Raw genomic sequence first — 11,144 nt, 5'->3', positions numbered from 1 at the left:
AACGGACGCTTCCTTTGTACTCACCCTCTCGGGCTTTCCTCCGGGCGCTTCCCTTCGTTCTTGCGTTTCCGACTCTATCAGATCTTTTCTCGACCTGATTTCCTCGGCGCTTTCCAGGTTCCCGCTCTCGCGTTTCCCTTTCCGGCGACTCCGACTTTATCAGAAGTTCTTGGCCGATCTGACCGGCCGCTCAATTCTGAATAATCAGAGAGGAGGCTTCTTGGAATGTGACTCGATGAGTCATCCATGTGAAGCAGATAGATTCTGATCGCCGCCTGCGGGCTCTTCCGCCCTCTAGGCAACTGTTTGAATCTACCTCCCCACTCGATCCGTGTCAACGGCTCTTGCGGGGCGAAGAGGAGACTAGCAGCTCAACAGGTGTGCACGCACATCAGGCAGCCGTCGGAAGTGTGTCGCTGCGCTCGGCCGCCGCGAGGTCACCCGTGTCACCGGCCCGTGCAGCGCGTCCGCCCACCACATAGACGTAGGTGAGGAAGGCCAGCTCGACGATGACGCCGATGCCGATGCGCGCCCAGGTGGGCAGGCCGGACGGGGTGACGAAGCCTTCGATGGCACCGGAGACGAAGAGGATCAGGGCGAGACCGATCGCCATGCCCACCGCGGCCCGGCCCTCTTCGGCGAGAGCGGTCCGGCGGCTTCGGGGACCCGGGTCTATGACCGTCCAGCCGAGGCGCAGCCCCGTGCCGGCGGCCACGAAGACCGCGGTCAGTTCGAGCAGACCGTGCGGTAGAACCAGGCCGAGGAAGGTGTTGAGCCGGCCCACCGACGACATGAGGCCGATGCCGACGCCCAGGTTCAGCATGTTCTGGAAGAGGATCCAGAGCACCGGAAGGCCGAGGAAGACTCCCAGGACCAGGCACATCGCGGCTGCCTGGGCGTTGTTGGTCCACACCTGGGCCGCGAAGGAGGCGGCCGGGTGGCTGGAGTAGTAGGTCTCGTACTCGCCCCCGGGGCGGGTCAGGTCGCGCAGCTGGCTCGGAGCGGCGATGGACGACTGCACCTCGGGGTGGGTGCCTATCCACCAGCCCAGGAGTATCGCGACGACCGTGGACACCAGGGCGGTGGGCACCCACCAGTGGCGCGACCGGTAGACAGCGGCGGGGAAACCCTGCCCCAGGAACCGGGTGACGTCGCGCCAGGAGGCGCGACGCGTGCCGGTCACGGCGCTGCGCGCGCGTGCCACGAGCTGGCTGAGCCGCCCCGTCAGCTGAGGGTCGGGGGCGCTGGACTGGATCAGGGAGAGATGGGTGGCGGTGCGCTGGTACAGGGCGACGAGTTCGTCGGCCTCCGCACCGTTCAGCCGGCGCTGGCGGCGGAGCAGGGCGTCGAGGCGGTCCCACTCCGCGCGGTGGGCGGAGACGAAGACGTCCAGGTCCATCGGGTCTGCCTGCTCCTAGGCTGGTGTTCGACCGCCGCGCCGGGCTGTCTGCTTGTCGTACTGAGGCGCGATGTGTACTCAGCTTGGCAGACTTGCGGTTCCGAGGGCAGGCCAGGGAAGGACGACGGGCGTGAGTGAGCTGGTGACGGGCGAGGCGGTGGCGTTGGAGTTGCGCCCCGCGAGGCTGCCCAGCAGGGCGCTGGCGGTGTTGCTCGACCTGGTCGTGGCCATGGCCGCGTACATCGTCGTGTCCCTGGTGCTGATGGTGTCGACCGCGTCTCTGGACGAGGCCGCTCAGATCGCGCTCTCGATCGCGACGTTCCTGCTGGTGCTGGTGGGCGGACCCATCGCGGTGGAGACGCTCAGTCATGGTCGTTCGTTGGGGAAGCTGGCGTGCGGGCTTCGCGTGGTGCGGGACGACGGTGGACCCATCCGGTTCCGGCACGCCCTGGTGCGGGGTGCCATCGGCCTGGTCGAGATCCTGCTGACGTTCGGGGTCGTCGCCTGCATCGCGTCACTGGTGTCGGCACGTGGACGGCGGCTCGGTGACGTGTTCGCGGGCACTCTTGTCGTACGGGAGCGGGTGCCCACCGGGCGGGCCGCCTTCGTTCCCCCGCCGCCGCCCTGGCTGGTGGGGCGCTTCTCGGCACTCGATCTGTCGGCGGTCCCCGACGGTCTGTGGCTCGCCGTCCGTCAGTACCTGACGCGCATGAACCAACTTGATCCGCAGGTGTCGTGGTCCATGGCGGAGCGCCTGGCCTCCGATCTCGCGGCCCGCACCGGTACTCCGGCACCTCAGAACGTTCCGCCGGCGGCCTATCTGGCGGCGGTCGTGAACGAGCGGCAGGCCCGCGAGGTCCGGCGGTCGTTCGTGGGCGGTCCGGCCAACGGGGCACGGTTCACGGGTGGCGCCGCCCCTGTTCCCGGCGCCGCCCCTGTTCCGGGCACCACCGCCCCGGGCACCCATCCAACTCACCCACCTCACGCCGCACACGCCTCTTACGTCCCTTCGACGCCGCCAAGTGGCCACGTCCTTCCGGAGCCGTCCGCGCAAGCAGAACCGGCGGCCGATCGCCCGGCCACCACCGGGTTCGTGCCACCGGCGTAGACAACTCCCGTCAGCTCTGTCGGCCGAACTGCGACGGCGGCGACTGGAGGTCCTCCAGCTCGATGCCCGGCGCTGCGAGAACCACGTCGCCGGCGATGTGCACGGAGTGCTGCTCGCCCGTGTCCAGGGCTGTGACCTGGTATTCCTCCACGGTGAGGGGGTCGTTGTCAGTGGCGTGTGTTTCTCTGTTCACGAGCGCCCAGGACTGGTCGACGGTCCGTGGGGCGAGGACCGGGTCCGTGAAGGCGACGAGGCGTACGCGAGTGGCGGCCGCCGAGGGGGTGAGGCGCAGTAGACGAGCGGTGGCGACGAGGAACGCCGGGGACGTGCCGGTGAAGGCATGGGCGCGCACATTGCCTTCGGTGGCCTGGGTGCCGGTGGGGTCGGTACGGACCCAGGTGACGCCGTCGAGTGCGGCGCCGCGCACCTGCCAGTCTCCCCTGCGGAGTTCGAGGCGGACAGGGCGTCCGAGGTCGTCGAGGGCGAGGTCGACGGAGCCGATGGGGTCGCTGGAGCCGCTTGGTTCGCCCGGGGCAGTGGTCAGTTGCGAGACATAGCGCCAGCCGGACGGGCCGGGCGCGCACTGGAAGTGCTCTTCTCCGAGGGGGGTGTGATCGTGCGGATCGTGGAGCGAATAACGGCCGCGGGGCATGGGGGTCCTGGGTCTTGACGGGCTGGTGTTCCGGTCACCTCTACGAGCCGCCGCGGCCGGTGTGACGGCCGGTCGGCCAAAGGGGCAGGCCCCCGGCACGGGGGTGCGGGGGCCTGCCTCTGAGGATCTGCCGTCGGGCGAGCACGTCAGTGCACGGACGTGCTCTCCGACTCAGTAGCGGTAGTGGTCCGACTTGTACGGACCCTCGACCTGCACGCCGATGTACGTGGCCTGCTCCGGGCGCAGCGTGGTCAGCTTGACGCCGAGGGCGTCGAGGTGGAGGCGGGCGACCTTCTCGTCCAGGTGCTTCGGCAGCGTGTAGACGCCGATCGGGTACTCGGACTGCTTGGCGAACAGCTCGATCTGGGCCAGGGTCTGGTCCGCGAAGGAGTTGGACATCACGAAGGAGGGGTGGCCCGTCGCGTTGCCGAGGTTGAGGAGACGGCCTTCCGAGAGGACGATCAGGGTCTTGCCGTCGGGGAACTTCCAGGTGTGAACCTGCGGCTTGACCTCGTCCTTGACGATGCCGGGGATCTTCGCGAGGCCGGCCATGTCGATCTCGTTGTCGAAGTGACCGATGTTGCCGACGATCGCCTGGTGCTTCATCTTCGCCATGTCCGAGGCGAGGATGATGTCCTTGTTGCCGGTCGTGGTGATGAAGATGTCAGCCGTCTCGACGACCTCGTCCAGCGTGGTGACCTGGTAGCCGTCCATCGCCGCCTGGAGGGCGCAGATCGGGTCGATCTCGGTGATGATCACACGGGCGCCCTGGCCGCGCAGCGACTCCGCGCAGCCCTTGCCCACGTCGCCGTACCCGCACACAACTGCGGTCTTGCCGCCGATCAGGGTGTCGGTGGCCCGGTTGATGCCGTCGATCAGCGAGTGGCGGCAGCCGTACTTGTTGTCGAACTTCGACTTGGTCACCGCGTCGTTGACGTTGATCGCCGGGAAGAGGAGCACACCGTCGCGCTGCATCTCGTACAGGCGATGGACACCCGTCGTGGTCTCCTCCGTCACGCCACGGATCTCGGAGGCCAGCTGGGTCCACTTCTGGGGGGTCTCGCCCAGGGTGCGGTGGAGCAGCTGCAGGATGACGTGGTGCTCGTCGGACTCGGCGGTCTCCAGGCCGGGGACCTTGCCGTCCTTCTCGTACTCGACGCCCTTGTGGACGAGGAGGGTGGCGTCACCACCGTCGTCGAGGATCATGTTCGGGCCGCCGGTGGGGCTGTCCGGCCAGGTCAGCGCCTGCTCGGTGCACCACCAGTACTCCTCCAGCGTCTCGCCCTTCCAGGCGAACACCGGAATCCCGGCCGCCGCGATCGCCGCGGCCGCGTGGTCCTGCGTGGAGAAGATGTTGCAGGAGGCCCAGCGGACCCGGGCGCCCAGGGCGACCAGGGTCTCGATGAGCACGGCGGTCTGCACGGTCATGTGCAGGGAACCGGTGATCCGGGCGCCGGCCAGCGGCTGCGCCTCGGCGTACTCCTTGCGGATCGCCATCAGGCCGGGCATCTCGTGCTCGGCGAGGGTGATCTCCTTGCGGCCGAACTCGGCCAGGGAGAGGTCGGCGACCTTGAAGTCCTGCCGGCTGTCGACAGTCGTCATTGCGAGCTGCTCCTCGGGGTTGGGGCGAGGGTGGGTACGGCTGGTCTGCGCGGCAGCGGACACCGGGGTGCCCGAAAGGAGGGCACGGGCGTGCCCGCGTACGCGCAGCTCAGTCCGTCGGAGGCCCTCTCTCCCTCGGTCGGTCCGCTGCCGGACCGCCCGACCGCCATCAGCAGCGACGTCTGGCTCCGTCCCAAGCTACACCGCTGGAGCGGGGCGTCCCCAGTCCGGCACCGGACACATCGCGCCGATCACATTGGTCCGACGGGGTTCAGTGGTCGGCCGGGTGAGGGTTCGGGCCGCCCGGGGTCGCCTCCGGGTCGGAACCCCTGGCGGCCTCGGCCTCGCTGTAGATGTCGGGTTCGAGGTAGATCACGCGGGCGATCGGGACGGCGGCACGGATGCGGGCCTCGGCGGCGTTGATGGCGCTCGCGACCTCGGCGGCGGTGTCGTCGTGCTGGACGGCGATCTTGGCGGCGACCAGCAGTTCCTCGGGGCCGAGGTGGAGCGTGCGCATGTGGATGATGCCGGTGACGGTGTCGCCGTCGACCGTCGCGGCCTCGATCTTCTTGACGTCGTCGAGGCCGGCGGACTCGCCGAGCAGCAGTGACTTGGTCTCGGCGGCGAGGACGAGTGCGATGAGGATGAGCAGCGCGCCGATGCAGACGGTGCCGATGCCGTCCCAGATGCCGTCGCCGGTGAGCAGGGCCAGGCCGACGCCACCGAGGGCGAGGACCAGACCGATGAGCGCTCCGAAGTCCTCCAGGAGGACGACGGGCAGTTCGGGGGCCTTGGCCCGGCGGATGAACTGCGACCAGGAGAGCTTGCCGCGCAGTTCGTTGGACTCCTTGATGGCGGTCCTGAAGGAGAAGCCCTCGGCGATGATCGCGAAGACGAGGACGCCCACCGGCCAGTACCAGTGCTCGATCTCGTGCGGGTGCTGGATCTTCTCGTAGCCCTCGTAGACGGCGAACATGCCGCCGACCGAGAAGAGGACGATGGAGACCAGGAAGGCGTAGATGTAGCGCTCGCGGCCGTAGCCGAAGGGGTGCTGCGGGGTGGCCTCGCGCTGGGCCTTCTTGCCGCCGACGAGGAGCAGGAACTGGTTGCCGGAGTCGGCGAGGGAGTGCACGCCCTCGGCGAGCATCGACGACGAGCCGCTGAACGCGAACGCGACGAACTTCGCTGCCGCGATCGCGAGGTTGGCTCCGAGTGCCGCCACGATCGCCCTGGTGCCGCCTGACGCGCTCATGTGTCCGCGTTGTCCCTTCGCCCTCGTCCGTCTGCCGTCCACACCGGCCGGGCCGTTGCTGCCTTTGCCCGGCCTTTGCCGGTGGGCCATTCTTGCAGCCCCGCCGGGCGGCGGCGCGTCAGGTGTCCACAGGCGTGATCAGACAACCACACTCGCCCGGAAGAGGGTGCCGGCTCCTCCGGCCTCGGCCTTCTCGTCCGCCGGGACGAAGACGGACTGGCCGGGTGCCAGGTCGTGTTCGCCGACCCGGACGGCCCCCGCCGTGCAGAGCAGGATCTGCGGGGCGGGGAGGGTGAGGTCACGGGCGGCGCCGCCCTCGGGAAGGACGTAGCGGGACAGCCTGAACTCGTCGATGGGGGTCGCGTAGGCCTCCTCGCCGTCGGGGGACGCCTCGGGGCGCAGGATCCCGGCCCCGCCGGGCTCGAAGCGGACGACGCGGAGCAGTTCGGGGACGTCGACGTGCTTGGGGGTGAGGCCGCAGCGCAGGACGTTGTCGGAGTTGGCCAGGATCTCGACGCCCAGACCGTGCAGGTAGGCGTGCGGGGTGCCGGCGCCGAGGAAGAGTGCCTCGCCGGGCTGGAGGCGGATGTGGTTGAGGAGCATCGCGGCGAGGATGCCGGGGTCGCCCGGGTAGTGGTGGGCGAGGTCGGCGTAGGGCGCGTAGTCGCCGCCGAGGCGGACGCAGGCGGCCGTGGCCTCGGCGACCGTGTGTGCCGTCTCCGCGCGGTCGGCGCTGAGGATCGCGGTGAGCGCCTCGCGCAGGGCCGCTTCCTCGGGATGGGCGCGCAGCAGGTCGGCGTACGGCTTGACGGAGTCGACGCCGAGGCCGTCGAGCAGTTCGGCGCTCGCGATCGGGTCGCGGAAGCCGCACAAGCCGTCGAACTCGGTGAGCGCGCAGATCAGTTCGGGTTTGTGGTTGGCGTCCTTGTAGTTGCGGTGCGGCGCGTCCAGCGGAACACCTCGGCGCTCCTCGTCGGCGTACCCCTTCTTGGCCTGCTCCAGATCGGGATGCACCTGGAGGGAGAGCGGGGCGCAGGGCGCGAGGATCTTCAGCAGGAAGGGCAGGCGGGGGCCGAACTTCGCGACCGCGGCAGGTCCGAGTTCCCGCTCCGGGTCGGCCGCTATGACTTCGGCGAGGGTGCCGCGTCCGGTCCGCGAGGGTGCGCCCGGGTGGGCGCCCATCCACATCTCCGCCTGCGGCTCGCCGGTCGGCTCGACGCCGAGGAGCCGCGGGATGGCGGTGGGCGAGCCCCAGGCGTAGGGGCGGACGGTGTTGTCGAGGCGGTCCATCGGCTCTCTGCTTCTCTTTCTCTGCTTCTCTTCGTGCTTCTCTTCTGGCTTCTTCTCTGACTTCTCTTCTGCTTCGGGGCGCCCGCCGGGGGCGGTCAGGGCGCCGGAGACAAGGTCAGGCCCTGGAAGCGAGCGACAGGTAAACCGCGGCGAAATCGGTGATGGCGATCAGTTCCGCGAGGGTCTCGATCTCGTCACCCGGCTCCGGTTCCAGCTCGCTGATCGGCGTGTCGTGGCTGAGGGCCAGGTCGCGGGCGGCCGGGGCGGCGGTGAGGCCGCCGATGGGGCGGTCGCGCAGCAGCACCACGCGCGCGTGCATGGCGGGCCGCTCGTCCACCCGGTCCCGGAAGAAGTCGTCGGGGTCGGCGCTGGCGGCGAGCGGGCCGGCGAGCAGGGCGTTGTGCGCGGCGAGTGCCTCGGGGAGCTCCTCGACCAGCGCGGGGCGTCCGGCGAGTTCGGCGAGGGCGGCGGCGAAGCGGCGGCCCGCGGGACCTGCCGAGGCGCCTTCCGTCCAGATCACGGGGAGCGCGTCGGCGAGTTCGGCGGCGAGGGTCTTGGCGGGGTTGCTGTAGGTCACGATGGCCGGGCCGCAGCGTTCGGCGATGTGGTCGAGCCGGTCGGCGACCTTCTCCAGGGCCTCGGGCGGTGCGCTCAGCAGGCCGACGCGGTCGAGGAGTGCGAGCAGCGGGGTGAGCAGCGCCCACAGAACGCCCGGGGAGGACGCGGCGAGGGGCTCGTCGTGGTCGTACGGCGCGGTCGACATCGGGAGGAACAGGCCGTGGGCGCCGGCGACCGCTTCCTGGAGCGGGGTGCGGGCGGGGGCGACGGCGGCGACCGCGCAGCCGCGGCGGTAGGCCTGTTCGGCGAGCAGGGAGAGGCTGGGTTCGGTGCCGTCCGGGGTGGCGATCAGGAGCAGGTCCACGGAGCCGGCCCAGCCCGGCAGTTCCCAGCGCAGGGCGCCGGCCGCGGGGGCGACGCCGCTGGGTGCGAGCCGGGTGACGGGGCTGCCGGCTCCGGCGAGGGTGCCGAGCAGGTCGGCGGCGTGGGTGGCGGCGGCGCCGGGGCCGGCGATCAGGACGGCGCGGGGGCGGCCGTCCGGGCTGAGGTCGCCCACACCTGCCTCGACCACGTGTCGGGCCGCGGTGCGGACGCGGGCGCCCGCTTCCGCGGCGCCACGCAGAAGGCCTCTGTGGTCGGCCTCGGCGAGGCCCTCGGGGGTGTCGAGCAGCGATTCGTCGAGCATGGGCGGCAGCCTCCGATACGCCGGGTCCGTGGCGGCCGGCGCGTCTGTGTGGGGCCGGTGCGCGGGCGTCCGCGCGGGTGGGCCCTGGTTGTCGGTGGCGGGGCCCGCGGTTACGGCCGGGCCCTCGTCGTCATGCCGGGCGGCGGGCCTCGTCCACGAGGAGGACGGGGATGCCGTCGCGCACCGGGTACGCCAGGCCGCAGTCCTGACCTGTGCAGATCAGCTCGGCGTCCTGCTCCCGGAGCGGGGCGTGGCAGGCCGGGCAGGCGAGGATCTCCAGGAGGCCGGCTTCGAGCGGCATGGGTTGTCCCTTCGGGCTGGGTGCGGGCGTGCACTGATGTGCCTGGTCAGGGTAACCGCTGTGCGGGGCGCGATGGGGTGGGACGGGCGGCCGGCACAGGGAGTTCCCCCCTGCGCCGGCCGGCGTGTCCGCCGTGGCAAATCCTTGCGGGTACTCAGCCTCTGATGATCGCCAGCGCCTCGTCCCGGACCTTGGCCATCGTGGCCTCGTCGCGGGCCTCGGCGTTCAGGCGCAGCAGTGGCTCGGTGTTGGAGGGGCGGACGTTGAACCACCAGTCGGCGGCGGAGACCGTGAGCCCGTCAAGGGTGTCCAGGGTGACGTCGTCGCGGTCCTGGTAGGCGGCGCGGATGGCGGCGACGCGGGCGGCCTGGTCGGCGACCGTGGAGTTGATCTCGCCGGAGCCCGTGTAGCGGTCGTACTGGGAGACCAGGGCGGACAGCGGGCCGTCCTGGCCGCCGAGGGCGGCGAGGACGTGGAGGGCGGCGAGCATGCCCGTGTCGGCGTTCCAGAAGTCCTTGAAGTAGTAGTGGGCGGAGTGCTCGCCGCCGAAGATCGCGCCCGTCCGGGCCATCTCGGCCTTGATGAAGGAGTGGCCGACGCGGGTGCGGGCCGGCGTGCCGCCGTTCTCGGTGACCACCTCGGGCACCGAGCGGGAGGTGATCAGGTTGTGGATGATCGTGCCCGTGCCGCCGTTCCTGGCCAGTTCGCGGGCGGCCACCAGGGCGGTGATCGCCGACGGGGACACGGGGTCGCCGTGCTCGTCGACGACGAAGCAGCGGTCCGCGTCGCCGTCGAAGGCGAGGCCCAGGTCGGCACCCTCCTCGCGGACGCGCTTCTGCAGGTCGACGAGGTTGGCCGGGTCGAGGGGGTTGGCCTCGTGGTTCGGGAAGGTGCCGTCCAGCTCGAAGTACATCGGGACGACGGTCAGGGGCAGATCGGCGAGGACGGTGGGCACCGTGTGGCCGCCCATGCCGTTACCCGCGTCGACGACGACCTTCAGGGGGCGGATGGCGGTCAGGTCGACGAGGGAGCGGAGGTAGGCCGCGTAGTCCTCCAGGGTGTCGCGCCCGCCGATCGTTCCCGGTGTGGCGGCCGGTTCCGGCGCGCCCGACTCCAGCCAGCGCTCGGCCAGTTCGCGGATCTCGGCGAGGCCGGTGTCCTGGCCGACCGGGGCGGCGCCCGCGCGGCACAGCTTGATGCCGTTGTACTGCGCCGGGTTGTGCGAGGCCGTGAACATGGCGCCCGGCAGGCGGAGGGCTCCCGAGGCGTAGTACAGCTGGTCCGTCGAGCAGAGGCCGATCTCCGTGACGTCGGCGCCCTGTGCGGCCGCGCCGCGTGCGAAGGCGCGGGACAGGCCGGGCGACGACGGCCGCATGTCGTGGCCCGTCACGATCGCGTCCGCGGCGGTCACCTGGACGAACGCGGCGCCGAACAGTTCGGCCAGTGTCTCGTCCCACTGGTCCGGGACCACCCCGCGTACGTCGTACGCCTTGACGATCTGCGACAGATCAGCAGCCACGGCCAACCCTCCTGAAGTCCTGTAGGTCGCCCCAAACTACCCGGGTTGATCAGCAGTCCGGTGTGCGGACGCTGTGTCGACGCACAGACCTGACGTCAGTTGTCGGGCGAGCGCAGCACCCTGAGGTGGCCGCGGCGGGCGACCTCCATCGGGTCCGCCGTACGGGCTCCGCCGCCGGCCTGGGCGGCGCGCTCCTGGGGACGGGCCGCCTCGCGCACGGCGTTGGCGAGTGCTTCCAGGTCGTCGCCGGTGGGCCGGGCGGGGGCGGAGCCGTCGAGGAGTCGGACGACCTCCCAGCCCCGGGGCGCGGTGAGGCGCTCGGAGTGCTCGGCGCACAGGTCGTAACAGTGGGGTTCGGCGTAGGTGGCGAGCGGGCCGAGAACCGCGGTCGAGTCGGCGTAGACGTACGTCAGCGTCGCGACGGCGGGTCGGCCGCAAGCGGTGCGCGAACAGCGACGTACAGGGCTCACGAGATTGGACGGTACCGCACTCTTGAGCGGGCCGCGACGACTCTCCACCAGGTCACGCCCCCGTGTCGTGCTGTGAGGCGCCCCACAGGCCTCTCTGGACACACCCTTTTGACCTGCGTGGACGATTCGGCCGACCCGGGCGGAAGAGTCCGCTTCCGGTCATCGATCGACACAAACACCGTCAAATGCCTTGAGCTCAGTGGTCCAGTAGAGATAGGGAATCGAGCCCAACCTTGGCTGGAATGGTCATGTCGCGACATGCCGTATCGGTGGCCGGTTGCCGTGTGAGGCCCGGCGGGCGGACCGCG

The 11,144-nt window shown here is 70.6% G+C and carries 10 protein-coding genes; 1 reads left to right on the top strand and 9 read right to left on the bottom strand.

The features are described from left to right. Nucleotides 1–391: 391 nt before the first annotated feature. A complete protein-coding gene (locus tag ACIPK3_RS16480) occupies nucleotides 392–1,399 on the bottom strand; it encodes a stage II sporulation protein M (protein WP_402570173.1) in 1,008 nt (335 codons plus the stop codon). Between the two features lie 130 nt (nucleotides 1,400–1,529). Here ACIPK3_RS16480 and ACIPK3_RS16475 point away from each other — a divergent pair, with 130 nt between their 5' ends. Beyond that, a complete protein-coding gene (locus ACIPK3_RS16475) occupies nucleotides 1,530–2,507 on the top strand; it encodes an RDD family protein (RefSeq protein ID WP_402570171.1) in 978 nt (325 codons plus the stop codon). A 10-nt stretch (nucleotides 2,508–2,517) separates the two neighbouring features. Here the strand turns inward: ACIPK3_RS16475 and ACIPK3_RS16470 are convergent, their stop codons facing one another. The 8 genes from ACIPK3_RS16470 to ACIPK3_RS16435 form a co-directional block, all read right to left on the bottom strand. Further along, nucleotides 2,518–3,159: a hypothetical protein gene (locus tag ACIPK3_RS16470; RefSeq protein WP_402570170.1), complete on the bottom strand. Its 642-nt coding sequence runs from the start codon at nucleotides 3,157–3,159 to the stop codon at nucleotides 2,518–2,520. A 171-nt stretch (nucleotides 3,160–3,330) separates the two neighbouring features. Continuing rightward, entirely contained in the window at nucleotides 3,331–4,761 is a 1,431-nt protein-coding gene (ahcY, locus tag ACIPK3_RS16465; RefSeq protein ID WP_402570168.1) for an adenosylhomocysteinase, read from the bottom strand. Between the two features lie 271 nt (nucleotides 4,762–5,032). Continuing rightward, the gene (locus ACIPK3_RS16460) at nucleotides 5,033–6,013 is read right to left on the bottom strand and encodes a cation diffusion facilitator family transporter (protein WP_402570166.1); all 981 of its coding nucleotides are present in this window, start codon (nucleotides 6,011–6,013) and stop codon (nucleotides 5,033–5,035) included. A 138-nt stretch (nucleotides 6,014–6,151) separates the two neighbouring features. Beyond that, complete coding sequence (manA, locus tag ACIPK3_RS16455; protein ID WP_402570164.1) at nucleotides 6,152–7,303, bottom strand: mannose-6-phosphate isomerase, class I; 1,152 nt, start codon at nucleotides 7,301–7,303, stop codon at nucleotides 6,152–6,154. Nucleotides 7,304–7,418: 115 nt separating this feature from the next. After that, nucleotides 7,419–8,546 (bottom strand): SIS domain-containing protein, encoded by a 1,128-nt coding sequence (locus ACIPK3_RS16450; RefSeq protein ID WP_402570163.1) that lies wholly within the window; start codon nucleotides 8,544–8,546, stop codon nucleotides 7,419–7,421. A 130-nt stretch (nucleotides 8,547–8,676) separates the two neighbouring features. Further along, nucleotides 8,677–8,847 (bottom strand): Trm112 family protein, encoded by a 171-nt coding sequence (locus tag ACIPK3_RS16445; protein WP_402570162.1) that lies wholly within the window; start codon nucleotides 8,845–8,847, stop codon nucleotides 8,677–8,679. 154 nt (nucleotides 8,848–9,001) lie between these two features. Beyond that, nucleotides 9,002–10,366 carry a phosphomannomutase/phosphoglucomutase gene (locus ACIPK3_RS16440; RefSeq protein ID WP_402570160.1) on the bottom strand — a complete coding sequence of 455 codons (1,365 nt, stop codon included), beginning with the start codon at nucleotides 10,364–10,366 and terminating at the stop codon, nucleotides 9,002–9,004. 95 nt (nucleotides 10,367–10,461) lie between these two features. Beyond that, entirely contained in the window at nucleotides 10,462–10,884 is a 423-nt protein-coding gene (locus tag ACIPK3_RS16435) for a DUF3499 domain-containing protein (protein ID WP_402570159.1), read from the bottom strand. Nucleotides 10,885–11,144 lie beyond the last annotated feature (260 nt).

This window comes from Streptomyces sp. NPDC086787, from assembly GCF_044745865.1.
Taxonomy (GTDB): Bacteria; Actinomycetota; Actinomycetes; order Streptomycetales; family Streptomycetaceae; genus Streptomyces.
The sequence above is the reverse complement of the archived record's forward strand: the minus strand, read 5'-3'. Positions and strand labels throughout refer to the sequence as shown.

Bases quoted from the DNA above. Each gene is read 5' to 3' on its own strand.
- ACIPK3_RS16480 (WP_402570173.1), bottom strand. From the start codon at position 1,399: ATGGACCTGGACGTCTTCGTCTCCGCCCACCGCGCGGAGTGGGACCGC.
- ACIPK3_RS16470 (WP_402570170.1), bottom strand. From the start codon at position 3,159: ATGCCCCGCGGCCGTTATTCGCTCCACGATCCGCACGATCACACCCCC.
- ahcY (WP_402570168.1), bottom strand. From the start codon at position 4,761: ATGACGACTGTCGACAGCCGGCAGGACTTCAAGGTCGCCGACCTCTCC.
- ACIPK3_RS16460 (WP_402570166.1), bottom strand. From the start codon at position 6,013: ATGAGCGCGTCAGGCGGCACCAGGGCGATCGTGGCGGCACTCGGAGCC.
- manA (WP_402570164.1), bottom strand. From the start codon at position 7,303: ATGGACCGCCTCGACAACACCGTCCGCCCCTACGCCTGGGGCTCGCCC.
- ACIPK3_RS16450 (WP_402570163.1), bottom strand. From the start codon at position 8,546: ATGCTCGACGAATCGCTGCTCGACACCCCCGAGGGCCTCGCCGAGGCC.
- ACIPK3_RS16445 (WP_402570162.1), bottom strand. From the start codon at position 8,847: ATGCCGCTCGAAGCCGGCCTCCTGGAGATCCTCGCCTGCCCGGCCTGC.